The organism is Bacillus sp. V5-8f, assembly GCF_002863565.1.
Lineage (GTDB): Bacteria > Bacillota > Bacilli > Bacillales > DSM-1321 > Peribacillus.
In genome coordinates, this window is record NZ_PGUW01000025.1 from 28,460 (window position 1) to 54,427 (window position 25,968).

The 25,968-nt window shown below is 43.5% G+C and carries 27 protein-coding genes and 1 tRNA gene; 4 read left to right on the top strand and 24 right to left on the bottom strand.

Annotation, left to right across the window (positions count from 1 at the left end; translation table 11 throughout):
* Positions 1 to 26 precede the first annotated feature (26 nt).
* From gpmI to CUU64_RS20325, 9 genes are all read right to left on the bottom strand, one after another.
* Positions 27 to 1,562 (bottom strand): 2,3-bisphosphoglycerate-independent phosphoglycerate mutase, encoded by a 1,536-nt coding sequence (gpmI, locus tag CUU64_RS20285; RefSeq protein ID WP_101635494.1) that lies wholly within the window; start codon positions 1,560 to 1,562, stop codon positions 27 to 29.
* The gene (gene tpiA, locus CUU64_RS20290; protein WP_101635495.1) at positions 1,559 to 2,317 is read right to left on the bottom strand and encodes a triose-phosphate isomerase; all 759 of its coding nucleotides are present in this window, start codon (positions 2,315 to 2,317) and stop codon (positions 1,559 to 1,561) included. Before tpiA ends, gpmI begins: the two co-directional genes overlap by 4 nt.
* A gap of 63 nt (positions 2,318 to 2,380) precedes the next feature.
* Positions 2,381 to 3,565, bottom strand: a complete 1,185-nt coding sequence (locus tag CUU64_RS20295) for a phosphoglycerate kinase (protein WP_101635496.1) — start codon at positions 3,563 to 3,565, stop codon at positions 2,381 to 2,383.
* A 153-nt stretch (positions 3,566 to 3,718) separates the two neighbouring features.
* Positions 3,719 to 4,726: a type I glyceraldehyde-3-phosphate dehydrogenase gene (gap, locus tag CUU64_RS20300; protein WP_101635497.1), complete on the bottom strand. Its 1,008-nt coding sequence runs from the start codon at positions 4,724 to 4,726 to the stop codon at positions 3,719 to 3,721.
* A gap of 46 nt (positions 4,727 to 4,772) precedes the next feature.
* Complete coding sequence (locus CUU64_RS20305; RefSeq protein WP_101635498.1) at positions 4,773 to 5,795, bottom strand: sugar-binding transcriptional regulator; 1,023 nt, start codon at positions 5,793 to 5,795, stop codon at positions 4,773 to 4,775.
* A 132-nt stretch (positions 5,796 to 5,927) separates the two neighbouring features.
* Complete coding sequence (locus CUU64_RS20310) at positions 5,928 to 6,179, bottom strand: glutaredoxin family protein (protein ID WP_101635518.1); 252 nt, start codon at positions 6,177 to 6,179, stop codon at positions 5,928 to 5,930.
* A gap of 54 nt (positions 6,180 to 6,233) precedes the next feature.
* Positions 6,234 to 7,556, bottom strand: a complete 1,323-nt coding sequence (gene rpoN / locus CUU64_RS20315; protein WP_101635499.1) for an RNA polymerase factor sigma-54 — start codon at positions 7,554 to 7,556, stop codon at positions 6,234 to 6,236.
* A 275-nt stretch (positions 7,557 to 7,831) separates the two neighbouring features.
* Entirely contained in the window at positions 7,832 to 7,996 is a 165-nt protein-coding gene (locus tag CUU64_RS22235; protein WP_180954695.1) for a hypothetical protein, read from the bottom strand.
* A 941-nt stretch (positions 7,997 to 8,937) separates the two neighbouring features.
* Positions 8,938 to 9,009, bottom strand: a tRNA-Arg gene (locus CUU64_RS20325).
* A gap of 473 nt (positions 9,010 to 9,482) precedes the next feature.
* On the opposite strand from CUU64_RS20325, the gene clpP reads away from it, so the two are divergent.
* Positions 9,483 to 10,100 carry an ATP-dependent Clp endopeptidase proteolytic subunit ClpP gene (gene clpP, locus CUU64_RS20330; protein WP_257985609.1) on the top strand — a complete coding sequence of 206 codons (618 nt, stop codon included), beginning with the start codon at positions 9,483 to 9,485 and terminating at the stop codon, positions 10,098 to 10,100.
* A gap of 71 nt (positions 10,101 to 10,171) precedes the next feature.
* Here the strand turns inward: clpP and CUU64_RS20335 are convergent, their stop codons facing one another.
* From CUU64_RS20335 to CUU64_RS20365, 7 genes are all read right to left on the bottom strand, one after another.
* The gene (locus tag CUU64_RS20335; protein ID WP_101635502.1) at positions 10,172 to 10,429 is read right to left on the bottom strand and encodes an HPr family phosphocarrier protein; all 258 of its coding nucleotides are present in this window, start codon (positions 10,427 to 10,429) and stop codon (positions 10,172 to 10,174) included.
* An 18-nt stretch (positions 10,430 to 10,447) separates the two neighbouring features.
* Positions 10,448 to 11,404 carry a DNA-binding protein WhiA gene (whiA, locus tag CUU64_RS20340; RefSeq protein WP_101635503.1) on the bottom strand — a complete coding sequence of 319 codons (957 nt, stop codon included), beginning with the start codon at positions 11,402 to 11,404 and terminating at the stop codon, positions 10,448 to 10,450.
* A gap of 54 nt (positions 11,405 to 11,458) precedes the next feature.
* Positions 11,459 to 12,445 carry a gluconeogenesis factor YvcK family protein gene (locus tag CUU64_RS20345; RefSeq protein ID WP_101635504.1) on the bottom strand — a complete coding sequence of 329 codons (987 nt, stop codon included), beginning with the start codon at positions 12,443 to 12,445 and terminating at the stop codon, positions 11,459 to 11,461.
* The gene (gene rapZ / locus CUU64_RS20350) at positions 12,429 to 13,331 is read right to left on the bottom strand and encodes an RNase adapter RapZ (protein ID WP_101635505.1); all 903 of its coding nucleotides are present in this window, start codon (positions 13,329 to 13,331) and stop codon (positions 12,429 to 12,431) included. Before rapZ ends, CUU64_RS20345 begins: the two co-directional genes overlap by 17 nt.
* 77 nt (positions 13,332 to 13,408) lie before the next feature.
* Positions 13,409 to 13,867 carry an NUDIX hydrolase gene (locus CUU64_RS20355; RefSeq protein ID WP_101635519.1) on the bottom strand — a complete coding sequence of 153 codons (459 nt, stop codon included), beginning with the start codon at positions 13,865 to 13,867 and terminating at the stop codon, positions 13,409 to 13,411.
* Positions 13,868 to 14,345: 478 nt separating this feature from the next.
* The gene (trxB, locus tag CUU64_RS20360; protein WP_101635506.1) at positions 14,346 to 15,296 is read right to left on the bottom strand and encodes a thioredoxin-disulfide reductase; all 951 of its coding nucleotides are present in this window, start codon (positions 15,294 to 15,296) and stop codon (positions 14,346 to 14,348) included.
* Between the two features lie 118 nt (positions 15,297 to 15,414).
* Entirely contained in the window at positions 15,415 to 16,917 is a 1,503-nt protein-coding gene (locus CUU64_RS20365) for a tetratricopeptide repeat protein (protein WP_101635507.1), read from the bottom strand.
* Positions 16,918 to 17,200: 283 nt separating this feature from the next.
* Here CUU64_RS20365 and CUU64_RS20370 point away from each other — a divergent pair, with 283 nt between their 5' ends.
* On the top strand, positions 17,201 to 17,854 hold the full coding sequence (locus CUU64_RS20370; RefSeq protein ID WP_101635508.1) for a phosphatase PAP2 family protein: 654 nt from the start codon (positions 17,201 to 17,203) through the stop codon (positions 17,852 to 17,854).
* 51 nt (positions 17,855 to 17,905) lie between these two features.
* On the opposite strand, the gene hisIE is transcribed toward CUU64_RS20370, so the two are convergent.
* The 8 genes from hisIE to CUU64_RS20410 form a co-directional block, all read right to left on the bottom strand.
* Positions 17,906 to 18,541, bottom strand: coding sequence for a bifunctional phosphoribosyl-AMP cyclohydrolase/phosphoribosyl-ATP diphosphatase HisIE (gene hisIE, locus CUU64_RS20375; RefSeq protein ID WP_101635509.1), 636 nt, complete (start codon positions 18,539 to 18,541; stop codon positions 17,906 to 17,908).
* The gene (gene hisF / locus CUU64_RS20380) at positions 18,538 to 19,296 is read right to left on the bottom strand and encodes an imidazole glycerol phosphate synthase subunit HisF (RefSeq protein ID WP_101635510.1); all 759 of its coding nucleotides are present in this window, start codon (positions 19,294 to 19,296) and stop codon (positions 18,538 to 18,540) included. Before hisF ends, hisIE begins: the two co-directional genes overlap by 4 nt.
* A 1-nt stretch (position 19,297) precedes the next feature.
* Positions 19,298 to 20,032, bottom strand: coding sequence for a 1-(5-phosphoribosyl)-5-[(5-phosphoribosylamino)methylideneamino]imidazole-4-carboxamide isomerase (gene hisA, locus CUU64_RS20385; protein ID WP_101635511.1), 735 nt, complete (start codon positions 20,030 to 20,032; stop codon positions 19,298 to 19,300).
* Positions 20,029 to 20,664, bottom strand: coding sequence for an imidazole glycerol phosphate synthase subunit HisH (gene hisH, locus CUU64_RS20390; protein ID WP_101635512.1), 636 nt, complete (start codon positions 20,662 to 20,664; stop codon positions 20,029 to 20,031). The genes hisA and hisH overlap by 4 nt, the downstream gene beginning before the upstream one ends.
* Positions 20,665 to 21,252 (bottom strand): imidazoleglycerol-phosphate dehydratase HisB, encoded by a 588-nt coding sequence (gene hisB / locus CUU64_RS20395; protein ID WP_101635513.1) that lies wholly within the window; start codon positions 21,250 to 21,252, stop codon positions 20,665 to 20,667. It lies immediately after the preceding gene.
* A 341-nt stretch (positions 21,253 to 21,593) separates the two neighbouring features.
* Positions 21,594 to 22,856, bottom strand: a complete 1,263-nt coding sequence (gene hisD / locus CUU64_RS20400; RefSeq protein WP_101635514.1) for a histidinol dehydrogenase — start codon at positions 22,854 to 22,856, stop codon at positions 21,594 to 21,596.
* Positions 22,857 to 22,870: 14 nt separating this feature from the next.
* The gene (hisG, locus tag CUU64_RS20405; RefSeq protein WP_101635515.1) at positions 22,871 to 23,524 is read right to left on the bottom strand and encodes an ATP phosphoribosyltransferase; all 654 of its coding nucleotides are present in this window, start codon (positions 23,522 to 23,524) and stop codon (positions 22,871 to 22,873) included.
* On the bottom strand, positions 23,517 to 24,701 hold the full coding sequence (locus CUU64_RS20410) for an ATP phosphoribosyltransferase regulatory subunit (RefSeq protein ID WP_101635516.1): 1,185 nt from the start codon (positions 24,699 to 24,701) through the stop codon (positions 23,517 to 23,519). The genes hisG and CUU64_RS20410 overlap by 8 nt, the downstream gene beginning before the upstream one ends.
* Before the next feature lie 314 nt (positions 24,702 to 25,015).
* Between CUU64_RS20410 and CUU64_RS20415 the strand changes: the two genes are divergently transcribed.
* A complete protein-coding gene (locus tag CUU64_RS20415) occupies positions 25,016 to 25,657 on the top strand; it encodes a class D sortase (RefSeq protein WP_101635517.1) in 642 nt (213 codons plus the stop codon).
* Between the two features lie 149 nt (positions 25,658 to 25,806).
* On the top strand, positions 25,807 to 25,947 hold the full coding sequence (locus CUU64_RS22240) for a YwzD family small protein (RefSeq protein ID WP_180954696.1): 141 nt from the start codon (positions 25,807 to 25,809) through the stop codon (positions 25,945 to 25,947).
* Positions 25,948 to 25,968 lie beyond the last annotated feature (21 nt).

Sequence of the window (25,968 nt, forward strand, 5' to 3'; positions counted from 1 at the left end):
AGAAAATCTCTCCTTTTATATAAGTTTTATTTATTAATTAAAGTGGTTCCTGTCATTTCAACAGGCTTTTCTACGTTCAGCAAATCGAGCATCGTTGGTGCTAAATCGCCCAGAATGCCATCTGTTCTCAATGTTACCCCATTTTTGGTAACAATTACAGGAACAGGGTTTGTCGTATGGGCAGTCATCGGATTTCCTTCTAATGTCACCACTTCATCCGCGTTCCCGTGGTCAGCGGTGATAATGGCAGTACCGCCTTTAGAAACAATTAAATCAACAATTTTTCCTAGACATTCGTCCACTGTCTCGACAGCTTTAATCGTAGGCTCCAGCATTCCTGAATGCCCGACCATATCCGGGTTGGCGAAATTCAAGATGATCGCATCAAATTTATCATTCTCAATTTGTTCGACTACTGCATCTGTGACTTCATAGGCGCTCATTTCCGGCTTCAAGTCATAAGTCGCAACCTTCGGTGAATTAATGAGAATGCGCTCTTCGCCAGGGAATTGATCTTCCCGGCCGCCACTCATAAAGAATGTGACATGCGGATATTTCTCCGTTTCCGCAATTCGGAGCTGTGACAGGTTATGTTGGGACAGAACCTCACCAAGCGTATTATCCAAATTGACCGGCTGAAAGGCTACATACCCCTTTACTGTTTCCGAAAAATGAGTCAAGCATACAAAATGAAGGTTCTGCGGATGTCCCGGCCCACGGTCGAATGCACGGAAATCTTCATTTGTAAATGTATTCGAAATCTGGATGGCCCGGTCCGGCCTGAAGTTATAGAAAATAACCGCATCGTTGTCTTTGATTGTGGCTACCGGCTTTCCATCTTCGGCAGTGATTACAGATGGAATAACGAATTCATCAAAAATACCATGGTCATATGAATCCTCTACGCACTCCATAGCGGAGGAGTATGCCGGTCCGTCTCCATAAACCATGGAACGGTAAGATTTTTCCACACGTTCCCAGCGCTTATCGCGGTCCATAGAATAGTAGCGGCCTGAAATCGTAGCAAATTTCCCTACGCCAATTTCCTTCATTTCTGCCTCTGCTTCTTCAATGAAACCTTTAGCGGTTTGCGGACCTACATCGCGTCCGTCTAGGAAGCCATGGATGTAAACATTCTTTACACCTTCTTTGGCAGCTAGTTTAAGCAGTGCGTACATATGATTAATATGGCTGTGTACGCCGCCATCAGAAAGCAGCCCCAATAGGTGTAGGTCTGTACCTTTTTCCTTAACATGCTTCATCGCATTAAGGAAGGTTTCGTTTGCTTGAAACTCGCCTTCACGAATGGCTACATTGACCCGTGTTAAACTCTGGTATACAATGCGCCCCGCACCGATGTTCAAGTGACCTACTTCGGAGTTCCCCATTTGTCCTGCTGGAAGGCCTACCGCTTCACCACTTGCGGTTAATTCTGTGTGGGGGAACGTGTTCCAAAAGCGATCGAAGTTTGGCTTCTTTGCTTGGGCTACAGCATTGCCCTTTGACTCAGAACGGCAGCCGAAGCCATCTAAGATGATTAACGCTACAGGTGCTTTACTCATTTGCTTCCCGCCTCCAGCAATTGAAGGAAAGATTGGGCTTCAAGGCTTGCTCCGCCAACCAATGCACCATCGATATCAGGCTGGTCCATATATTCTTTGATATTGGCAGGTTTCACGCTACCGCCATACTGGATGCGTACAGCGTCAGCAGCCTCTTGTGAAAATTGAGATGCTACAACAGAACGGATATGTGCACAAGTTTCATTTGCATCCTCAGCAGTAGAGGATTTTCCTGTTCCGATCGCCCAAATAGGTTCATAAGCAATGACGGTTTGCTTCACCTGGTCTTCCGTCAAACCTTCTAATGCTTTTTGAATTTGACCGCCAACAAGCTCGTTCGTTTTTCCGCTCTCACGCTGTTCTAGTGTTTCCCCGCAGCAAACAATCGGAGTAAGATTGTTTGTAAAGGCAGCACGGGTTTTTTTGTTCACTGTTTCATCGGTTTCATTGAACATTTCGCGACGTTCGGAATGTCCGATGATCACATATTTAACCCCGATATCTTGTAAAGCTGCCGGGCTGATTTCACCTGTGAAAGCACCGCTTTCTTCAAAGTGCATATTCTGAGCACCGATTTCTACTTGGCTTCCCTCAGCATTCTGGACAAGTTCATTTAGAAACAACGCTGGTGAACAAATCACGGAATCAACAGCTTCACTCGACGGGACAAGGCTTTTTACCTCTTCTAAAAAGCTCTTAGCCTCAGAAAGGTTCTTATTCATTTTCCAGTTTCCTGCAATGATAGGTTTACGCATTTCTACCATCCTTTCATGATTAGACGGTTTTTAATGTTCGATAACCGCTTGGAATTGAGAACTTTATTTATCGTTAAGGGCTACAACACCTGGCAATTGCTTGCCTTCCATGAATTCTAGGGAAGCACCGCCACCAGTTGAAATATGTGACATTTTATCAGCAAGGTTGAACTTTTCAACGGCCGCAGCTGAATCTCCGCCGCCAATTACGCTGTAAGTATCCCCTGCTTCTGCAAGCGCTTCGGCAACCCTCTTCGTTCCGTTCGCAAACTTTTCTAACTCAAATACTCCCATTGGTCCATTCCAGATCACCAATTTAGAGTTCTTAATCACGTCTGCATAGATTTCTCTTGTTTTTGGGCCGATATCAAGAGCTTCCCAATCAGATGGGATGGAGTCAATCGCTACTTCCTTGATATTCGCATCATTTGAAAAATCGTCTGCCACTACTACATCAACTGGCATATAGAACTTGACTCCTTTTTCTTCCGCCTGTTTCATAAAAGAATTAGCAAGGTCAATTTTATCTTCTTCAAGCAAGGACTTCCCGATTTCATATCCTTTTGCTTTTACGAACGTATAGCCAAGCCCGCCGCCGATAATCAAGTTATCTACTTTATCTAGCAGGTTTTCAATTACGCCGATTTTGTCCTTAACCTTTGCTCCGCCAATGATTGCCGTAAATGGACGTTCCGGATTTGATAATGCTTTGCCTAAAACATCAAGCTCTTGTTCCATAAGCAGTCCCGCAACAGCAGGCAGGTGCTTCGCGATCCCTTCTGTGGAGGCGTGAGCACGGTGGGCTGCACCAAACGCGTCATTCACATACACATCTGCAAGTTCAGCAAATGCTTTAGCCAATTCCGGATCGTTCTTTTCTTCCCCAGGATAAAAACGTACGTTTTCCAATAGAAGGACGTCGCCTTCTCCTAACTTGTCAACTTCTGACTTCGCAATCTCGCCGTATGCCTCATTGGATTTCGCCACGTTTTTATTAAGCAATTCGCTTAACCTTTTTGCAACTGGTGTAAGGCGCAATTCTTCCACCACTTGCCCCTTCGGACGTCCAAGATGGCTTGCAAGGATGACCTTCGCTCCTTCGCCGATTAAGTACTGAATAGTAGGAATAGCTGCACGGATACGTGTATCATCCGTTACATTCCCATTTTCCATTGGTACGTTAAAATCCACCCGGCAAAAAACGCGTTTTCCTCTGACATCAATGTCCTTAACCGACTTTTTATTCATGACTCTAGCGACCTCCTTTGTTTAGACGGAACCTGTTGAAATATAGTATCAGTTTAAAGGGGAGAGGGCATATATCCCATCTCCCCTTTTTCTCTTTTTTCATTATAATCTCTTTGTGCCAAATTATCCAAAATTTCCACAAAGATATCGGAATTACAATCCTTTTGATGCGATGTAATCAACAAGGTCAACTACACGGTTAGAGTAACCAGTTTCGTTATCATACCAAGAAAGAACCTTCACCATGTTGCCTTCCATTACCATTGTAGATAATGCATCAATAGTAGAAGAAGCAGGGCTACCGTTGTAATCAGTAGATACCAATGGTAGTTCAGTGTACTCAAGAATGCCTTTTAATTCGCCTTCCGCCGCTTCTTTCAACGCAGCGTTAACTTCTTCAGCTGTAACTGACTTATCAAGCTCAGCAACAAGGTCAACAACTGAAACGTTAGGTGTAGGTACACGCATTGCCATACCATTCAACTTGCCTTTAAGTTCAGGCAATACAAGCGCAACAGCTTTAGCAGCACCTGTAGTTGTTGGAATGATATTTTCCGCTGCTGCACGTGCACGGCGGTAATCGCTGTGCGGAAGGTCAAGGATTTGCTGGTCGTTTGTATAAGAGTGAACTGTAGTCATCATTCCGCGTTTAATGCCAAATTTATCATTCAACACTTTCGCGAATGGAGCTAAGCAGTTGGTTGTGCAAGAAGCGTTGGAAATCACATGGTGATTTGCTGCATCATAGCTTTCGTTGTTAACACCCATTACGATTGTGATATCTTCACCGTTTGCCGGAGCTGAAATGATTACTTTCTTCGCGCCTGCTTCAAGGTGTTTTGCTGCGTCAGCACGTTTTGTAAAGCGTCCAGTTGATTCAACAACAACTTCAACTCCAAGGTCTCCCCAGCCTAATTGGGCAGGATCGCGCTCAGCAAGTACTTTCACCTTCTGGCCTTCAACCACCAGGTAATCACCGTCAACAGAAACCTTTTCATTCAAAGTTCCGTGAACAGTATCATATTGCAACAGGTGCGCAAGCATGTTTGCATCTGTTAAGTCGTTGATTGCTACTACTTCTACATTAGGATTTTTCAACGCTGCACGGAATACATTACGTCCAATACGTCCAAATCCATTAATCCCAACTTTAACTGCCATGATTAGTTCCTCCTTTAATTAGGAAAAAAATTTATTTAAAAGGATATTACCCCTTTAATAACTCTTTTGCTGCTGCTTCATCCGTAATCAACACGGTGGATGCAGGGGCTGTCTTCATGTAAGAGCGTATCGCCTTCGCTTTGAATTTCCCGCCGGCAACCGCAATGATACTTTTCGCTTTATCAAGATCATCGAGTTGAAGGCCGACCGTCTGCACTTTATGTACAACATCGCCATCTTCGTTAAAATAATAGCCAAAGGCTTCACCAACAGCATTGCCTTCCGTTATTACTTTCATAACTTCCGGGCCAGTCTTTCTTCTCTGCGCCATAGCTAGTGCGTCCCCAATACCGTGCACAACAATGTTGGCCGATTTTATCAGCGAGATGACTTCCTTGATAGAGGGCTCTTTCATAAAGGACAAATACGCCTCTTTGCTAACCTCGTCCGGAATATACAGGACTTTATAGAAAGCGTTCGCTTTTTCCGCCATTTTTGAAACAATCATGTTGGCCTGGTTGTGAACATCTTCTCCAAGGCCGCCTCGGGCAGGGACAAACATCAAATCGTTCCCATCATGGTCAGGAGTCAGCATTTCGGCAACCTCTGCCATTGTTGAGCCTCCAGTCACAGCGATGATATTTTTCCCAATCCATTCTTGTTTCATACGGTTTGCGCACGCTTTGCCAAGCTCGCTTTTCACCCAAGGTGATTGATCACTGTCACCGGTGACGATAATGACTTCCTTTAGACTTAATTTCCGCTTTAAATCCTGCTCCATTAAGTCTATACCCATTACTTCCCGCATGATTCCCTCTAACTTGTCCAGGATATCTTTCCCTTCTTCAGAGAGCTGCATCCCGGAGCTGAAAACTTGGATAAGCTTTTGTTCCTTTAGAAACTCCACCTCGCTTCTGAGGATTCTTTCTGTCAGGTTCAAGCTTACCGCCAAGCTTCTACGGCCAACCGGCTGCATTATTTTAATATAGCGCAGGATCTCATATCGTTTTTGCATAACCGTAAGAAGATCGGGTAATAATCTCCTTTGTACGTCAAGCAATGAGCGCATCTCGACAACTCCTTGCATCTTACTATCGGGACTATTTATGTCCCGGCTATACAATTAATGTCCCACTTGTTGCAAAAAAAATATTCCTGCTACGTTTTTCATTCTAGCAGGAATAGTTTTCTACTTCAACCATTAAGCTTTATCTTTTTGAAATTGATCAATAAGGCTGATGGGATCAATCATCCCATATTGGATGACTGCACCTTGCCATTCGAGGACAGGAATCATTAAGCCAAACCGTTCTAGTAATTCATCATCAGAATAGATATCAAATTCTTTATAAGTTATCCCTGTGACCATGGCTACCTCATCAAGTATTGCTTTTGCTTTATTGCATAGGGGGCATTTTTCCCTCGTGTACAATATAAATTCGTTTCCAGTCATAGCTTCAACACCCTTTATCATCTATCATGCTGCTTCCAAGGGATGCATTTCCGTTTACTCATATCTCTTTCTTTTAGAGGAAGGCTGTATTCCCAGTTGGTCCCGGTATTTAGCCACTGTCCTTCGGGAAACGACAATTCCTTTTTTCGCTTTAAGCTGATTGGAGATTTCCTGGTCGGATAAAGGCTTCAACTTATTTTCCGCCTGTACCGTTTCTTCTATCGCACGCTTTGCCATTCTTGCCGAAATATCATCATCAGCTGTGGATTGTACCGTGCTTGTAAAAAAGGCCTTCATCTCCACTGTACCGAATGGCGCCTGGACATACTTATCCTTGACCGCACGGCTGACCGTTGATTCATGAATGCCCAATTCCTCAGAGATTTCCTTCATGGTCATTGGTTTTAGAAAAGACAACCCTTTATAAAAACAATCAGGCTGCTTTTCCACTATTTTTCCCATAACCTTCAAAATAGTCTGTTTTCTTTGTTCAATCCCGCGGGAAATCCATTGGTATTCTTGCCATTTTTCCTGGAGAAAGCTGTTTACCTGCCGATCATTGTACTGCTTCATTTGACTCAGGTACATGTCGTTACCAGAAAGCACAGGCATATTTTTATCAAAAATGCCAATCGTAAATTGGCCATTTAAAAGTCTTACCTTGACATCGGGGATGATATAAGATGGTTTTTCTTGGATGTATATGGATCCCGGCCGAGGGTTTAAGGTTTGTATATAGTCCGAAACAGATTGAATTTCCTGTAAGGTAATCTGTAAAACCTTAGCAAGCGCCTTCCACTTTTTTTCAGCGAAGAGGAGAAAGTGTTCTTCAAGAATCTTTTCCGCCAATTGATGTTTTCCTTGCCTTGCCTGGATAAGCAAGCATTCCTGCAAATTTCTTGCCCCGATTCCATACGGTTCTAGCTGGTGCAACACGCGAAGGCATTCGGCAACATCTGCTTCAGGCGTGCCAGAATATGCAGCAATTTCATTGAGGTCCGTTCTTAGATATCCGTTTTCATCGATATTCCTAATGAGAAGCAAAAAAACCTTCAGCTGTTCATCCGACATCTGGCCAGGCTTCAATTGAGATAATAGATGACTTTCGAGCGTTTGTGTTTCCTGCCCAATCCTCTCAATCCAATACGTTGCATCCTGCTGGGAGTACCGATTCCCCTTTACCTTTTCTTTCCTTTGCTGAACAGAAAGCGCCCCTGGGTATTCCAGGGAAATCAAGGGATTATCCAATGACTTGTTTTCCAGAAAAGCTGCCAGTTCCTGTGATGAATATTGCAAAAGGGCAATGGCCTGGCTCAGCTCCTGGGTCATCGCCAACTTTAATGTCTGCTGCTGAAAAAGCCCCGCTCTCATATCCATATAAATCCCCCCGTGTTTTCATTTTACAATAGACGGAGACAATTCTGAATAAAAAGCTTTATAAAACGTTTATTAAATTCCTCCTTGTTGCTTGCTTATATGAAAGAAGGAATATCTGTATTTTTTTATCGTTTGGAAAGGCTCAGGTGTTTTCGGAAGTGAATACCATACTTTTGGTGGTGATGTTATGAATAATGAATATCAATACTATCATGTGCCGGTTAATCCAATCAATCAGCAACATGATAGCCAGACAGAAACAACAGAAGATCAACTCAACAGGCAACAACAATTTGGGGGATATCCTGGGCAACAAGACGCGTATCGCCAAGGATACCGACAAGGATATCGAGATGGATATCGTGCAGGATACCGAGCTGGGTATCGTGAAGGATACCGAGCAGGGCAACAGGCTGGTTATTATCCGGGGCCGCAGCCAAGACTACAGCCGTCGTGGCCTAATGAAGTTGACATAAAAGTTGGCACACCTAGTGGCCAAGAATGGTCTGGCAGGATTGTGTTACAACTAAATGGTCCACAAGAAGAGCAATAACTAAAAGAAACTCATAAAAAAATGGTAAGCAATAACAAATCAAATGAATGATTCCCTTTTCAACTAAAAATCAAAACCCTAAAAAGGGAAAAAGCCCCAAGGGTTCACTTCAACCCGGCCCAAGGGGCTTTCACTAATGTTTCCCCAAGCCGCGAACTGGAATGCTGAATCGGTATGACCTGTTCGCTCAATTCTAGGAACAATGAGGGCATTTCTTCAGTGTTTCACCTTCTATTTACATACGTCGAATATATTAATACTACAATCAAGAAATTTTTTTACAAAGGATTGCATTCTTCGGTTTAAAAACGCTGGTTAAGATGAACATAAGCATCAGTAAAAACAAACCGGTTGTGGATAAATGTGAAAACTGTGGATAATTGGTGAATAATATGTTTATATCTTACTATGTAGTTGTGCACATCATGTGCATGATTTGTGGATATTATGTGGATAAAGGGGTCCAAGAGTAAAAAAATCTTAATTATCTCAAGATAAGGTAATACGTTTAGTTAGTCAACAAAAAAATGTTCCCTCAGTTGAATCCTCAGTAGTTGTATCTTTAGAGTTCAGTCATAATGGGTAGCTTTCCTATGATATTCGTCCAAACCTATTAGGAATCTGTCCAAATCTCTTATTTATTTGTCCGAAATTCATATTTATTTGTCCGATACCAATGGTAATTTGTCCGAATTCAGCAGGAATTTGTCCAAAATCAATTTTTTTAAGTATTGCATGTGCTTTCGGAGCTCTTAAGTCCTGCTTACTCCAAAAATAAAAAAGTGTTCCCGCGATTTTATCAAAATCACAGAAACACTTTTTTTATGACGCCCTCGTCAGGATTCGAACCCGAATTTCAAGAACCGGAATCTTGCGTGCTATCCATTGCACCACGAGGGCATATCTTAGAAGCCATTGTATTAGATGTTGTTTAGCCAACGAAACCTATTATATGATAAATTTAATTGGTTGGCAAGTAGGTTATATGTTTTATTTTAACCAATCTTGGGTATCATTGTTAAAGCTAATAATTTTCTTGGTTAGAAGTTGTCGAACAATTTATTAACCTTTCAATGGCGTTTTGTTTGACCTAAATTGACCAAACAGTGTATCATTACTTACATAAAGGATCCCTAAATTAGGACACTCGCCAATTGGCAAGCCTTGGTTAAGGCGAAGACAGAGGTGTAGTTAGGCCCGCAGGACAAGGAAAGCTTCGTCAGCGTTACATCGCACGAAACAAAGCGGCAGCTTTGTGAGCATGCGGGTCACACAGACATTGCCACAGGAAGTGGCGCACTTAGTCTGTGTTCTGATTTATGCAGGTAAGAAAGTTTCTTACCTGCCTAGGGTAAACCTATATCAATTCCCTTATTAAGGAGGAAGAAAGAATGAACTTAATTCCTACAGTCATTGAACAAACAAACCGCGGGGAACGGGCATATGATATTTACTCCCGCCTTTTGAAAGACCGCATCATCATGCTCGGCAGCGGAATAGATGATAATGTTGCAAACTCCATTGTTGCCCAGCTCTTATTCCTTGAAGCAGAAAATCCGGAAAAGGATATTACCATGTACATCAATTCTCCTGGTGGCAGCATCACAGCTGGTATGGCGATTTATGATACTATGCAGCACATTAAGCCGAAAGTTTCTACCGTGTGTATCGGAATGGCTGCTTCCATGGGTGCTTTCCTTCTTGCTGCAGGTGAAAAAGGCAAGCGATTCGCACTGCCAAATAGTGAAGTCATGATCCACCAACCGCTTGGAGGAGCCCAAGGTCAAGCTACAGAAATTGAAATCGCAGCACGCCGCATTCTCTTCCTGCGCTCAAAATTAAATGAAATCCTTGCTGAGCGTACAGGCCAGCCGCTAGAAGTGATCGAACGTGACACGGAACGCGACAACTTTATGGTCGCGGAAAAAGCAATGGAATATGGCCTAATTGACAAGGTCATTGCACCAAATCACGGCGACGACAAAAAATAATCGTTGAAATCTATGAAAGAGCCTCTGATTTCATAATAAGGAAACCCGCCAATTGGCGGGTTTTCTATTCATTATATCTCTTGTTCAACAAACGCCTGCAAGGCTTCAATGGCTTCCTCTTCATCCTTGCCCTCTACACTCAATGTAATGAAAGAACCTGAGCTTACAGCGAGGCTCATTAACCCCATAATGCTTTTAGCATTCACTTTTTTTCCATCCTTCTCAAGAAATACTTCAGAAGAGAAGCGATTTGCTTCCTGGACAAAAAGCGCGGCCGGACGGGCCTGCAATCCATTTTTCAGCCGGACTTCCACTTGTTTTTCTACCATTCTTTACTCCCCTCCCTATTATACTTTTAGCTGGTAAGCAGTTTCGCCGGATCTCAGCTTTTCTGCAATTTCATCAATTTTCCGTAGCCGATGATTAATTCCTGATTTGCTGATATTGCCGCCGGATACCATTTCTCCCAGCTCTTTCAATGTTACATCCTGAAACGCGACCCTTAACTCTGCAATTTCCCGCAGCCTATCAGGCAGTATGCCAAGACCGGCGGTTTGCTCAATATATCTGATATTTTCTACCTGCCTCAACGAAGCCCCAATTGTTTTATTCAAATTGGCCGTTTCACAGTTGACTAGACGGTTGACTGAGTTGCGCATATCGCGCACGATACGCACATCCTCAAACCGAAGCAAGGCATTATGCGCTCCGACTATACTTAAGAATTCAGCAATCTTTTCCGCTTCCTTCAAATATGTAATATAGCCTTTTTTGCGTTCAAGCGTCTTTGCCTTCAGGCCGAATTGATTCATCAATTCACATAGTGCATCATTATGCTCTTTATATAAAGAAAATACTTCCAAATGGTAAGAGGATGTTTCTGGATTATTCACGGAGCCTCCTGCAAGGAAAGCGCCTCTTAAGTAGGCGCGTTTGCAGCATTTCTTTGCGACGAGGTCTTTAGAAATGCTGTGCTGGATTGCCATTCCAACCCCCAATATTTCTAGATCGGTAAGAATTTTCTGGCCGCCGGAAGATATTCTTACGATATATACATTATTCTTTTTCAGCTTCATTTTTTTGCGGACAAGCAGCTCTACCTGGACTTCATAGCTTTTCTTTAACAAAGTATAAATTCTTCTTGCGATTGCCGCATTTTCCGTTTGTATGTCAACAATAAGCTTTCGATTGGAAAATGAGAGAGAACCGTTCATTCGAATAAGCGCGCATAATTCCGCTTTGCCGCAGCAATCTTTTTCTTCCAGAGTTGTCAGTTCTTTTTTTGTTTCCGAAGCAAAGGACATAGGGTTCCACCTCCATTTCAGAAAATATCTTTCGTTCGGCATTCGTCCTTATATTTACGTATCGGCATGGCTTTTGGTTTCATTTAAAAGCATTTTGTAAAGGAGCTCAGCAACTTTTTTTGTATCATGCCTGATTACGTTATTATCAAAGCTATAGATTTGATCTTCTACAATTTCCAGTCCGAGTTCCTTTAGACTTTCCAAATCAAACCTTACCGGCTGTGCATGCTCTTCTTTGTAACGCTCAAGTACCGCCTCGGGTATGGCTTTGTTGTTTACGAGTATGCTTGAAATAAAGGAGCAGCTCATGTGGTCGTTTATCGCCTTGACATGATCACTGGCAGTGTAGTCCAAGGTTTCACCAGCCTGGGTCATTAAGTTACAAATATATACTTTTTTTGCATCTGATTGGCATATCTCTTCCCCAAGACTCGGAACAAGCAAGTTTGGAAGAATACTTGTGTAGAGGCTTCCCGGGCCAAGCACAATTAAATCGGCCTGCTTGATTTCCTGTATGGTTTCCCTTAGGGGCATGATTTCGTCCGGGGAAAGGAACACGCGCTTTATCTTCTTACCTGAGTAGGGGATCTTCGACTCGCCCGTAACAATGCTGCCATCTTCCATTTCTGCATGGAGAATAACGCTTTGGTTCGCAGAGGGCAGCACTTTGCCCCTTACATTCAAAACCTTGCTCATTTCCTGGATGGCATGAACAAAGTCCCCTGTAATCGAAGTCATGGCAGCAATGATGAGATTTCCAAGAGAATGGCCGGTCAACTCGTTGGAGCTTCCAAAGCGATGTTGAAACATTTGTTCGATAAGCGGCTCAACGTCTGATAAAGCCGCAAGAACATTGCGTATATCCCCCGGCGCTGGTATGTCCAATTCATTCCTTAATCTGCCTGAGCTGCCTCCATCATCCGCTACCGTGACAATCGCTGTTATATCAACTGGATATTTTTTTAAACCCCTTAACAAAACCGGCAGGCCGGTACCGCCGCCAATGATGACTACTCTTGGCTGCTTAAGTTTTTTGGCCATCTACTTTCTTCCTCTTCTCTATATCACGATGGGAAACATGTGTAACATAATCTTTCTTAAAATGATTAGCGATGTGTTCAGCGAGTGCTACCGATCTATGCTGGCCCCCTGTACAGCCAATCGCAATGACCAGTTGGGCTTTTCCCTCCCGTTTATAGTGCGGAAGCATAAAGCTTAGCAAGTCAATAACTTTTTCCAGAAATTTGTTTGTTTCATTCCACTTTAGCACGTAACTTGACACTTCTTCATCAAGGCCGGTTTTGGGCCGCATATGTTCAATATAATGCGGATTGGGAAGAAAACGGACATCAAACACAAGGTCTGCGTCAATCGGCAGCCCATGCTTAAATCCGAAAGACATCACATTTACAGTAAAAATTGCTTTTTTATCATTCGAAAATTCCGTGAGGATCTTTTCCCTTAGTTCGCGCGGCTTTAACTCAGAGGTATTATAAATCGTCTGAGCCCTTCCTTTTAATTCCTCAAGAAGGCTTCTTTCCTGGAGGATTCCGTCCAATGGCCGGCCTGAAGGGGCGAGTGGATGAGTCCTTCTCGTTTCCTTATATCTACGCACCAAGGCTGCATCATCCGCATCAAGAAATAAAATCTGTGGTGTAAGCCATGACGTCTCGGCCAAATCGTCAAGCGCTTTAAACAAATGGTCAAAAAATTCCCGTCCCCTTAAGTCCATGACCAAGGCGACTTTATTCATTTTATTTCCGGATTCCTTCATTAATTCAAGGAATTTCGGCAGCAATGTGGGTGGCAAATTATCGACACAGAAAAAACCCAAATCTTCAAAGCTTTGGATAGCGACCGTTTTTCCCGCACCGGACATCCCTGTGATAATGACTAATTGTGTTTCCCCTACCGAACCAGTACTCATAATCTGTCCCCCCAATAGTTAAGCTTGTTTAGACACTTCACTTAACCTATCATCATTAGCTACCCATTTCTTATATATCAGCCTGGATCAAGCCTATATGCAATCAGTTCAAAATCCGGTGTATATGTAAACGTACCGTAAATGATCCCGTTGCCGCGAATCATGTAATCCAAAATATGGTGGTCTCCGGAGGCCATCGGCAGTTTATTTATCTCTTCGATATCATGCCAGGAAAGCTCTCCCTCTTCACTCTCATACACATTAACACCGTCAGACTCCGTCGCAAAGAACGTGAACATCATCCACTCGGATAGAACTTTATCTCCATCTTTCATAATAAAGGTAAAGATCCCCTTAATGGCAGGGTTCTTTAAATACATTCCTGTTTCTTCCCTATACTCCCGGATACAGGCATCCCGTACCGATTCTCCCGGCTCCATCTTCCCGCCAGGCGCTACCCACCACCCGCGGCGCGGTTTTTTCAAGAGCAAGACTTGACCGTCTCTTATTAACACGCAATTCGTAACACGCTGCACTTTTTTCACCTCGGGCTTTCCAGATTTGCACCAAACATTCATAAAAAAGCCTTGTTGGGCTGCATATCAGGCAAATCTTCTATCGACTTCATTTATGATTATCTATTTAAGAATTCTGTTAAAAGGAAACAAGATGAATTCTTATTATTATACTATTTTTGTAAACCGCCTACAATGAACAATGGCTGACAATTTCCATCCATTGACCGTTTCATTATCAACAAAAAAAGGACACGGAACCTAATGTCCGTGCCAAACATGGTCTATATTTTTAAAAGGGGGTCAATTTCTATTATTACTATACCCAACATACATTGCATGTATGTTACAACTTAATTAAATGCCAGTTACGAATTGTAAAATATATGAAATTTATCCCCGTGCAATAAGATCTATGGCATGAATGGAGGAGGAGGTTCGCGATTTTACACGAGCGGTTTTCCCTGAAGCTCTTTCCCCACTCTCGTGTCGGAGCAAGTTATGCCTTAAGTTTCATCTGTTCTTGAAGCTCTTCTACATAATGCTGCGCAGCTTGAGCAGCGATGCTGCCGTCCCCAGTAGCAGTCACAATTTGGCGAAGGGTTTTTTCACGGATATCCCCCGCGGCAAAAATGCCAGGTATTTTTGTTTCCATTTTCTCGTTGGTTTCAATATAGCCGTTTTCATTTGTTATACCTAGGTTCTGGAATGGCTTAGTGAGCGGAAGCATACCGATATAAATGAATACGCCATCTGCTTTAAATTCCTGTTCTTCCCCATTCACTGTATTAACCAGGGTAACACTGCCTACTTTGCCGTCTTTGTCATTGATTTCTTTTATCGTATGGTTCCAAATGAAATCAATTTTTTCGTTTTCAAAAGCACGATCCTGCAGAATCTTTTGGGCACGGAGCTCATCACGGCGGTGTACGATTGTTACCTTTGAAGCAAAACGGGTTAGGTACACACCTTCTTCAACAGCAGAGTCTCCCCCGCCGACAACGACAAGTTCCCTTTGCTTGAAGAACGCTCCATCGCAAACTGCGCAATAAGATACGCCACGTCCACCCAATTCCTTCTCGCCGGGAACGCCGATTTTTTTGTATTCAGCGCCGGCACTGATGATAATTGCACGGGCCTTATACTCTTTCGATCCTGCGATAATAGTTTTGTATTCTTGCCCATCAATGATCTCTTTTACATCTCCATACGCATATTCAGCGCCGAACTTTTTGGCATGGTCGAACATCTTGGTAGAAAGCTCAGGACCTAGAATCGTTTCGAAGCCTGGGTAGTTCTCAACTTCTTCCGTGTTGGCCATTTGGCCGCCAGGAACTCCCCGCTCAAGCATTAAAGTGGAGAGGTTGGCACGGGATGTATATACGGCGGCAGTCATACCAGCAGGACCTGCACCGATTATAACCACGTCATAAATTTTCTCTTCAGTCACTTTGTTCACTCCTTCAGTACACCAATATCATTTACATGATAAACTAACAGTTCTTCCATTGTTTAGTATTTCCTATTACTATCCTATATAACAAATATATATCAGTCCAAATATTTGCTCACTGTAAAAGAGCACTCACCATTTTTACATATTTAGACAGAGAAGAGACAGAAATCAAATGTTTTTTGGCAATTTCCAACTGGGTCTTTCTTTCATTGCGCAGCTGGTGCCAAACATATTCCAGCGCTGCTGCCCAAGCTGCTGGATTATTCAACTTATGGTATGTTGTTTCAGCCTCCATGAATACAGAAAACCACGTTAAAAATAATCCCGCCTCACTAAGCTGGATGGGTTGGTGATGGTGATACAGCAGTTCTGCGGCCCGGTCAGCAAAATCGATGGCAGGCAGTGTCTCCTTGGAATCAGGATCCATAACGGATTGTGCATAATTTTTTTCAAGCGGTGTGAATAGCGGATTATCTTGAAAGTAAGGGTGATCGATTAGAAGATCCTTTTGCGAAGAATGCTTGGTCAAAAATATCGCAAACATCCTTTCTTCAATAAATTCGCTTTCTAGCCTTTTTAATATAGAAGAAACCTGGTGTTCAAAGCCGTCGTCAGCTGGCTCTGTTTCTCCCCATGGTTCCAATCCTTTTTTGTCCGGGTTTAGCTGAAGTACTTTATTCCATGCTTGTTTTGCTGTCGCTTCATGACCCAAATGAAAAGCAGAATTAGCGAGCCAATAGTAGAAGGTGCCATCGCCTTCATAGCCGTTTTTCTGAAGCTGCTTAAGCCATTTGTATGCGAGAGCGTATTTTCCAGTTAACGCAAAAGTCGCTCCTAGCTTAAAACGGTGCTCCGTCAAAATCGGCCTGACCTTATCGAGCGCATTGACTAATTCTTCAACTTTTTCTTGGTTTTGCTGATAATGGTGAAATACGACAAGGTTGCATAGGGCATGAAGATTACCCGGGCTTTTTTCCAGAACTTCCTCTAATGTACGGAATGCTTCATCCGGCTTTCCCAAATAAAAATAAGCAAGCGCCAGATTATTATAAGCTGACCAGAACTCAGGATGCTGTTCAATCGTTTCCTGCAGCACATCAATCGCTTTTTGAAAATCCCCAGCCTCGAGGTATTCGCGTGCGTTTTCCTGCTTCTTGATCAAATCGTCCTGCTGCTCAAGGGATTCTTCCGTTTCATCCGTTTCAAACGTGATTAAATCAAGCAGGTCTTCAGCATCTTCACTGAATTCTCCGTGCTCTTCCTTATCAAGGTACGCACTTGCATGGCGGTAAGCTTCCTGAAACATGCCTAAATGGGCGTAATTGTTTGCCAGAAAATAATGGCACTCTGTCATATATGGATCCAATACATTTAGTATGTTTTCAAGTAAACCATTCGAATATTTGTACTCCCCAATTTCCGTGCATGTAATTGCCAGCTGACAGGCAATCATCGGTTCCGTTGGTTCGAGCTCAAGCGCCCGTTCGAAATATCTTTTTGCTTTATATAAATCACGTCTGTGATATGCTTTTAAACCCTTGGTGAAATAATATTCTCCTGTCGGGTGAAAGGACAAAATTTTGGCCTGCTGGCCTGCTTGAGAGTCTTTTCCCATGAAATCCTCCATCTTCAAGTTGTTTAACTACAGTAGTATACCATAGCAGCATGGGTTTGAGTAACATTTCCCCATGCCGAAAATGGCAAAAAGTAGGATTATAGGAATGATACAAACCAATAAAGATAACTCTTCTTACAGCAAGCCTGTTTTTATAAGTGAACTATTTGCCTTTCTGTATGATTAGAAAAAAGAAAATCAGGTTATTTAAGTAGAAACCGCCTTTACATGCCGTTAACAAGCAGAGGTTGGCTAATATCTGCATAAAAAAGAAGGGGTTGCCATGTTCGATAAGAAGACTAATAGAGTAAGGGATTTATTAGGCTTACTCGTGTTCCCGATACTAGGGTTGATATATGGATGGTTAAATAACAGCCATCAGGATGCGGTGACTTTATCAACCTCGTTTGATAACTCCATTCCGTTCCTCCCTGTTTTCATCATTCCATATATAAGCTGGTACGGATATATCGTTTTCTATCTGCTATATTTTTGGCAGAAGAGTACCGCTTTGTATTGGAAGACAATTTCTCTCATCACTGTTGGTGAAGTCCTATGCTTCTGCATTTACTATTTCTTTCAAACTACGGTACCGAGGCCAGAGCTTTCAGGGGATGGTCTGCTAATTCAGCTTGTATACTTTATCTATACTAACGATCAACCATTTAATTGCTTCCCAAGTATCCATGTCCTTACAACAAGTGCGATCATGCTGTCCATCCTGAATTTGGAGAATACAAGTGTTAGGCAGCAGTTTATTTGTTATTTCATAGGTGCGTTGATTATTCTGTCTACCTTATTTGTAAAGCAGCATATCATTTACGATGTAGTCGCTTCTATTATTGTTTCAATTAGTTTAAACAGTTTTTTGCCAAGCTTAAAAAAGCCAATGCTGAGAGTCGAACGGAAAACGCAGAAAGAATATCAAACCTTCTAGCAAACATTATGCAAAAAAATAGGAAGAGGCGTCAGCGCCCCTTCCTACTTTTTATCCCTTGGCTGCATGCCTTTCCTTGAGCACTGAAAGTACTTTCTCAAAAGGCAGCTCCTGCTCTTGAAGCAATACAAACAGGTGGTATAACAAATCAGCTGTTTCCCACGATAATTCCTCATGGTCACGGTTCTTCGCTGCAATAATCACCTCGGCTGCTTCTTCGCCTACTTTTTTCAGAATCTTGTCCACTCCTTTGTCAAATAGATAAGTAGTGTAAGATCCTTCCGGCATCGCTTTCTTCCGTTCAGCGATAAGCGCTTCAAGCTCCGTTAAAAAGGAAACATCAGCTTTCTCCTCCGCAGGTTCATCGGTTGTATAAACAGACTCTGTAAAACAACTGGTTGTTCCAGTATGGCACGCGGGCCCCGTTGGTTTTACCAGGACAACCAAAGAATCGCTGTCACAGTCAAACTTTATTTCAACGATTTTCTGTGTATTCCCACTGGTAGCCCCTTTATGCCACAGCTCGTTCCTGGATCGGCTAAAGAACCACGTTTCTCCTTTTTCAATGGATAGTTCAAGCGATTCCTTATTCATATACGCAAGGGTCAGGACTTCTTTCGTATCTGCATCCTGGACAATCGCAGGAATCAAACCCTTTTCATCAAATTTGGCATCATCTATATTCATCTTACAACCACTCCCTGTTGTTTAAGAAACGTTTTTACTTCCTTTACCGAGGTTTCTTTGTAATGGAAAATTGAGGCCGCCAATGCTGCATCTGCTTTCCCCGCTTTAAAAGCGTCCTCAAAATGCTGCGCGTTTCCGGCGCCCCCTGAGGCTATGACTGGAACCGTCACAGCTTCACTCACAGCTTTTGTCAAGTCGATGTTAAAGCCGCTTTTTTCACCGTCGCAATCCATGCTTGTCAGTAAGATTTCCCCGGCGCCCCGGTCTACCGCTTCTTTTGCCCATGTGATAACATCCCGCTCAGTCGGCTTTCGGCCACCATGCGTGTACACTCTCCATGTCCCGATTGTTTCATCATATTTCGCGTCGATGGCAACAACTATACATTGAGAGCCAAAATAACTGGCTCCTTCATTGATTAATTCAGGGCGAAGGACGGCAGCAGTATTCAATGAAACCTTATCAGCGCCGGCACGCAAAATCCGTTTCATATCCTCAAGCGAATTGATGCCCCCGCCCACTGTAAAAGGAATCGCAAGGCTGGAAGCTACAGCCTTCACTACTTCCACCATCGTCTGCCTGCCTTCATGGGATGCCGAAATATCAAGGAAAACCAGCTCATCTGCACCTTCCTTGTCATAAAAGGCAGCGAGTTCCACCGGATCGCCAGCATCCCTAAGCGAAACAAACTGTACGCCTTTTACGACTCGTCCCTCTTTTACATCCAAGCAAGGGATGATCCGTTTTGTTAACATTTTATCCACGCACCCTCTCTAACGCATCCTTTACCGTAAAACGGTTCGTATAAAGCGCCTTTCCAACGATCGCCCCTTCGATGCCATGTGAGTGTACAGCTTTTAATGCAGTGAGATCCTCCAGGCTGCTGATTCCACCTGAAGCAATGACATCACGTCCCGTTTCTTCCGCCATCCTGACGACTCCTTCGATATTAGGGCCGGACAGCATGCCATCAGTGGCAATATCAGTTACGATAAAGGTTTGCGCACCGGCATCGGCGACCGCTTTACCTAGTTCATAAGCATCGGTTTCCGAAGTCTGGAGCCATCCATGCGTGGCAACCTTTCCATCTTTTGCGTCGATTCCAATTACAATTTGGCTGCCGTATTTTCTAATCATTTCTTTTGTAAATGCCGGGTTGGAAACAGCCACACTCCCCAATATTACACGCGAAACTCCATTTTCAAGGTAATGGGCTATATCTGCTTCCGTACGGATGCCTCCACCAATCTGGATGTTTGCAGATAGGTCCTTTGCTGCCTTGATAACGTAGGTATCATTAACCCGTTGCCCCTCTTTTGCGCCATCCAAGTCGACCATATGAATCCACTGTGCTCCCTGGTCTGCAAAGCTTTTTGCCATGTCGAAAGGGGAGTCGCCATAGACCGTTTCCTGGTTATAATCTCCCTGAATCAGGCGCACACATTTCCCTCCGCGCATATCAATTGCCGGATAGATTGTAAACTTGCTCATCGGCTAACCTTCCCTTCCACTAACTCCAAGTAATTTTTCAACAGTGCCATGCCCATCCCACCGCTTTTTTCCGGGTGGAATTGCATGCCATATACCGAACCCCGTCCAACTACGGCGGGAACATCAACGTCATATTCCGCAGAAGCGGTGATCACACCTTTGTCTTCTGTCTCTACATAAAACGAGTGGACAAAGTACACGTAATCTTGCTCAAGACCTTGCTGCAGTTTTGATTCGTTGGTGAACTTCAGCCTGTTCCAGCCCATGTGCGGTACCTTGTAAGTATCACCATGACGGTCGGTTCCTGTAAAACGCACCACTTTTCCTGGCAGCAGGGCAAGCCCTTTGGAAAAGCCGTTTTCTTCACTTTCCTCAAAAAGAAGCTGCATGCCGAGGCAAATGCCAAGCAGCGGTTTTCCGCTTTTTACATACTCCTTAATAAAACCTGTCAACTCCTGCCGATCCAGAAGCGTCATTGCATCTTTAAAAGAACCCACACCCGGAAGGATAAGGCCCTTTGCATCTCCAAGCTTCTCCGGGTCATCGGAAATAAACCAATCCACGCCGAGGCGGTCAAGCGCACAGCTAACGCTGAACAAGTTACCCATTCCATAATCAATGATACCTATCATCTATAACATCCCTTTCGTAGAAGGAATTCCTTTCACCCTCGGATCAATGGACGTCGCTTCATCAAGCGCTCGTCCTAATGCCTTGAAAACCGCTTCAATCATATGGTGGGTATTGTGCCCGTAATGAACGATCACATGAAGATTCATCCTTGCTTCAAGGGCAAGCTTCCATAGAAACTCATGCACCAACTCCGTATCGAAGGTTCCAACCTTTTGTGATGGAAAGGAAGCCCGGAATTCCAAGTGAGGTCTGTTGCTTAAGTCGACAACCACCTGCGCTAGCGTCTCATCCATCGGCACAAAAGCATTTCCGTAGCGCTTGATTCCCTTTTTGTCGCCAAGCGCCTTTACAAGGGCTTGTCCAAGGCAGATTCCGATGTCTTCCGTTGTATGGTGATCGTCAACATCCGTATCACCCTTTGCATCCACAGTCATATTAAAATGCCCGTGCTTTGTAAACAAATCAAGCATGTGAGTCATAAAGGGCACGCCCGTTTCAATGGACGACTGCCCCTCCCCATCAATAGCAAATTCTAATGTAATATTCGTCTCTTTTGTTTCCCGTTCTATCTTTGCAACGCGTTCCATTTTCGAGAAAACCTCCTACCGACAGGGTCAGACCCATGTCAAAATCCGTATAATTACAACTTTATTGGCATTCCGTCGTATATAAACCATTTAAGGATCGACCAACGATTTGAGAGATATCACTAAATTTCTCATGTTAATCAATAATTTCTTTTAATATATCAACAAATTCTAATATTCATCAATAAACTCCCTGTTATATCGACAAATAACAGTGTTTGATTAAGACCTATCAACATTGCGGACCATACCGACACAATAGACCAACTCAATGGCTAAATCACAATGGATAAGATACGTCGAAAAATGGATAAGATACGTCGAAAAAAACACTTAACCACTTATTTTCTCGCCTCTATCGATCGAGCGTGTGCCTCCAAGCCTTCCAATCTGGCAAATGAGGCAATTTTCTCTGCATTAGCCCGGAAGGCTGATTCACTGTACATGATGATGCTTGATTTCTTTTGAAAATCATCAACGTTTAGCGGGCTTGCAAATCTTGCTGTCCCATTAGTAGGAAGCACGTGGTTCGGTCCTGCAAAATAATCGCCCACTGGTTCAGGGCTGAAACGTCCAAGAAAGATTGCGCCGGCATGCCGGACTTTTGCCATAGCTTCCATTGGGTTTTCTGCAATGATTTCAAGATGTTCCGGCGCAAGCTCATTAACTGCAAAAAATGCTTCACTCATATCTTTACAAACAACAATCCTGCCAAAATTCTTGATAGACTGCTCCGCAATGCTTTTTCGCGGCAGCTGCTCCAGCTGTTTATCCACCTCAACTGAAACTCCCTCAGCCAGTTTCATTGACGTTGTCACCAATACGCTGCATGCAAATGCATCATGCTCCGCCTGTGACAGAAGGTCTGCAGCTACTTCTTCAGCATTGGCAGTTTCATCCGCAAGGACCGCTATTTCGCTCGGACCGGCAATCATATCGATGGCAACATCACCGAATACCTCCCGTTTGGCCAAAGCGACATAAATATTTCCGGGTCCGACAATTTTATCAACCTTTTCAATGGTTGCCGTTCCATAAGCAAGTGCGGCAATTGCCTGTGCACCGCCTACCTTGTATATTTCAGTCACACCGGCGATTTTAGCTGCGGCCAGCACCACCGGGGCCAGCTTACCATCCTTTCCAGGAGGCGATACCATTACGATCCTTTTAACCCCTGCAACCAACGCAGGCATGACATTCATAAGCACTGATGAGGGATAGGCTGCCGTCCCGCCTGGTACATAGACACCTACAGCATCGAGCGGCGTAATTTTCTGTCCGAGCATTGTTCCCGTTTCATCTGTCGCCATCCAGGAATTGCGTTGCTGTTTTTCATGAAAAGAACTGATGTTTTCGGCCGCTTCCCGGATAACCGCGATATGTTCATCGCTGAGTGCAGCCAGCCCTTCCTCAAGTTCTTCTTGGGTTACCCTCAAATCGGCCAGTTTCACTCCATCGAAACGTTCTGTATATGAAAACAGGGCCGCATCTCCATCTTTTCTCACTTCTGATACGATTCCCTGAACGGTTCTTCTTTGTTCATCCGTTCCGGAATCCACAGACCGTTTTAAGGAAATTCCTTCACTATACCTTTCGATTTGCATGGTCTCATCCTTATCTAAAGCAAATTATTTACAGCGATTGAATCGATAACCGGCGTTAAACGCTCCACAATCTCTGTGATGCGTTTTTCCTTCAGGCGGTAGCTTACTGGATTTGCAATAAGCCTTGAAGTCACCTCTGCGATTTTCCCATATTCCACAAGGCCATTTTCCTTCAGTGTCTGTCCCGTCGAAACAATATCTACAATCCGATCAGCAAGGCCAATTAATGGGGCCAGCTCGATAGATCCATTCAATTTAATGATCTCAACCTGTTCTCCTTGTTCACGGAAATAACTTGAAGCAACGTTCGGATACTTGCTTGCGATCTTTGGGGCAACGTCACTCAGCTGTGTATTCGGAAGGCCGGCAACCGCCAGATAACAGGCACTTATTTTCAAATCCAGCAGCTCATATACATCCCTGTCTTCTTCAAGCATGACATCCTTCCCAGCAATTCCGATATCAGCCACACCATGCTCGACATATGTGACAACATCCATCGGTTTTGCCAGCATGAAGCGAAGGTTTTCCTCCTCTACTTCCAGAATTAATTTACGTGAATCATCGAACTCTGGAGGGAGACGAAAGTCTGCTTTCCTTAGCAGCTCAAGTGCCTCTTCAAAAATCCTTCCTTTCGGCATTGCAATGGTTAGAAAGCTATTATTCATCCCTTGCCGCTCCCCCTTTTCCTATAAAAAAGTGCACATCTGAAAAAGTAGCAGTAAACGCATCTACATCCTGGACTGAATTAATATCCTGGATTACAATCCTCTTTCCATCGGCACGTCTATCTTTGGCAAAAGCCAGTGCTTCACTTTTTTGGTCCCTGCTAAACAGAACGCATTCAATTGCTTCGGCTTTTACAGGATCCTCTAATGCTTCAGTCAATCTATCCATCCTAATGGCAAAACCTGTTGCTGGTGTGTCCCAGCCAAATTTTGAATACAGGCTGTCATATCTGCCGCCGTTACCGATCGGCGAACCGACCTGTCCAGCATAAACTTCAAATAAAGTACCGGTATAGTAGCTCATATGGCTGACAAGGGTTAAATCAAAGCTGATATACTCTTCAACGCCAAATTCCTGAAGCTGGACAAAAAGCTCTTTTAACTCGACGAGCCGTTCTTTGCCCCTTCCATTTTCAAGCAGCCCCATCGCTTTTTCAATCGCTTCTTCACCGCCGCGCAGCGATGTAAATTCAATCAATCTCTGCTTATCAATAGAAGAAAGCGGAAGAGACTTTACATGCTCCCGGTAGCCGACGTGATTTTTTTCATATAAAAACTTTCTCAATACCGCGGCTCTTTCCTCATTACCGAGGATGCTTAAAAATAATTCCTGGAGAAAGCCCACCTGCCCGATGGAAACCTTGAACTCCTTTAAACCTGCTGCCTGCAGCACTGCTACTAAAAGGGCGATAATTTCAGCATCAGCACTGATGGATTCATTGCCGATACACTCGATACCAATCTGCTCGAATTCAGCAGGCTTGCCCCCTTCCCGTTGCTGGGCACGGTACACATTTTCCGAATAAGCCAACCTAATTGGAATTTGCTGCTTTAACAACTTAGATGCAGCCACCCGGGCTATTGGGGCAGTCATATCTGGGCGCATTACCAGGGTATTTCCCTGCTGGTCGAGAAGCTTGAACAACTGGCGGTCCAAAATGGCGGAAGCCTCGCCGATCGTATCATAAAATTCCAGTGCGGGCGTTTCGATAAATTGATAGCCCCACAGTTTGATTTCGTTACTCATATTGTTTCGTATTTTATTTTTTGTTTCATATAAAAGCGGAAGAGTATCCCTCATTCCGAGCGGCTTTTCAAACATAAACGGCTTAGTCACGGCCACACTTCCTTTAAAATTAATAAGGTATATTTTTTGTAGGAACTTTTTCTATTATAATTCTTTTCAAGTAGGAAAAATATTAATTTTTCAAAAATCCTTTAGTTCGCTAATGTGCTAATAAAGTAAAGTTAAACACAGTGTACCGCTAACGCCTCCCCACGTCAAGGGAATGATACCCAGAAGCACTAGAAATCACTTAACTGCTACAACTGTTATCTTCTACCTAATATTCCCTCCTGTTTCCCCTATCCCTTTCATGCAATTTTAGCTTATACTTTAGTAGAAATATCCTTATGATGAGGGGGAAAAAGATGAAGAAAAAACAGCATTCTATGAAAAAAACTTGGCTGCTGGCGTGTGCCATTTTGCTGTTTTTCGGAGGAATTTACTTTACATCGACCAATGCTTTTACGCTGTTAAAGGGGTATGCATTATATAAATTCAATAAGCCCGAGGCTGAAGCTATGGCGAAGCCCGCGAGCGATACTATGAAACAAGATAAGAAGGGGAAGGAAGAGGAACTCTATCCCGTTAGGCCAAAAACCGGGGAGCGTATGGGTGAGCTGCATATCCCTAAGCTCGAAAAAAGTCTGCCGATTTATCACGGAACTGATGAGGATGAGCTGGAAAAAGGCGTTGGCCATTATGCTAAATCGGTACTTCCCGGAGAAAGAGATAATTCTGTTCTTTCAGGACACCGCGATACTGTTTTCCGCAGGCTAGGAGAAGTCGGGAAAGGTGACTTGTTAGTAGCAGAAACAAAGGCGGGCACGTTTACGTACAAAGTGAGGAAAGTCCGTATCGTGGATTCAGATGATCGGACGGTGATTGTCCCAAAGCCTAAAGCTACCCTTACTGTCACGACCTGTTACCCTTTTAATTTCATTGGCAGCGCACCACAACGGTATGTTTTAGTAGCTGATTTAGTAAAATGTGAAGTAAAAGTAAAATAATTAAGGGCTGCTCGAGGACGAGCAGCTTTTTGCATTGCCCATGGTCTAACTACAGCGTTGTGTGAAATCCACATGGAGTTTTTTCCATGTTTGAATCAAAATACATAGGGAAATAACCGGATATGCACTTCTGTTTGGAGGAACAAAATATGGATGACAATAAACAGGAATATTTCTTTCAACTTCTTAAGAAAACTTATGAAAAAACAAAATCTCCTAACGACCTTTCCTTAGAGGAAATCATGGAGTCATTAAAAACCGAGCTTTCGGTTTTATTTACAAGGCCATAAATAGAGGCTTCACTAACAAAA